The 1,471-nt window shown below is 65.0% G+C and carries 1 rRNA gene; it reads left to right on the top strand.

From position 1 onward, the window contains the following. Nucleotides 1-1,432 (top strand): 23S ribosomal RNA (locus NFS35_RS28810); the annotation flags it as partial. Nucleotides 1,433-1,471: the final 39 nt, after the last annotated feature.

The following is a 1,471-nucleotide window of genomic DNA, read 5'->3' as shown; positions in this document are numbered from 1 at the left end:
GCCGGGAGCGAAGAGACCGGTGCAAGCGGGGAGGCCGGGCGGGAGGAAAAGCCCCCGCCGGGAGGCCGAGCCGCGACGCGGACCGAAAGACGAGTAGGGAAGCGCGCCGACCGCGTGCCGAGAAAAGCCGCTATGGCGCCATGCGCACCCGTACCGCAGACCGACACAGGTGGACAGGGAGAGGATCCCGAGGCCGGCGGGAGAAGCATCGCCAAGGAACTCGGCAAAATGGCCCCGTAACTTCGGGAGAAGGGGCGCCTCCGAGGGGAGGCCGCAGAGAAGAGGCCCAAGCAACTGTTTAGCAAAAACACAGGTCTGTGCGAAGCCGCAAGGCGAGGTATACGGGCTGACGCCTGCCCGGTGCTGGAAGGTCAAGGGGAGCCGTCAGCAGGAGCCGCAGGCTCCTTGCGAAGCGGCGAGCCCAAGCCCCAGTAAACGGCGGCCGTAACTATAACGGTCCTAAGGTAGCGAAATTCCTTGTCGGGTAAGTTCCGACCCGCACGAAAGGCGGAATGATTTGGGCGCTGTCTCGGCGATGCACCCGGTGAAATTGAAGTGCCAGTGAAGATGCTGGCTACCTGCGCCAGGACGGAAAGACCCCATGGAGCTTCACTCCAGCTTGACGCTGGGGACCGGTGCTGCACGTACAGGATAGGCGGGAGGCTGGGAGGCGGCGACGCAAGTCGCCGCGGAGCCGCCGTTGGGATACCGCCCCTGCAGCACTGGCCCTCTAACCGACGCCCGTGATCCGGGCGCGGGACACCGCCTGGCGGGGAGTTTGACTGGGGCGGTCGCCTCCGAAAGGGTATCGGAGGCGCCCAAAGGTCCCCTCAGGATGGCCGGGAACCATCCGGAGAGCGCAAAGGCATAAGGGGGCCTGACTGCGACACCGACGGGTGGGGCAGGAGCGAAAGCTGGGCTTAGTGATCCGGCGGCATGGAAGTGGGACTGCCGTCGCTCAACGGATAAAAGCTACCCTGGGGATAACAGGCTTATCACCCCCAAGAGTTCACATCGACGGGGTGGTTTGGCACCTCGATGTCGGCTCATCGCATCCTGGGGCCGCAGCAGGTCCCAAGGGTTGGGCTGTTCGCCCATCAAAGCGGTACGCGAGCTGGGTTCAGAACGTCGTGAGACAGTTCGGTCCCTATCCGGCGCAGGCGCTGGAGACCTGAGGGGAGCCGTCCCCAGTACGAGAGGACCGGGACGGACGGGCCGCTGGTGCACCTGTTGGGGATCAGCCCCACGGCAGGGTAGCCAAGCCCGGCAGGGATAAGCGCTGAAGGCATCTAAGCGCGAAGCCCCCCTCGAGATGAGGCCTCCGAGGCTTCGGCCAGGAGTCCCCCCGGAGACGACGGGGTAGATAGGTGCGGGGTGCAGGCGCAGCGATGCGCACAGCTGACGCATACTAATAGGACGCAGGCTTAACCAGGGAGATGCGGGTTCCGCAGTCAGTATTCGGTTTTGAGGG

The sequence above is a fragment of the Acetatifactor aquisgranensis genome (genome assembly GCF_943193215.1).
GTDB lineage: Bacteria > Bacillota > Clostridia > Lachnospirales > Lachnospiraceae > Acetatifactor > Acetatifactor aquisgranensis.
This window is presented reverse-complemented; position numbering and strand designations above follow the sequence as displayed.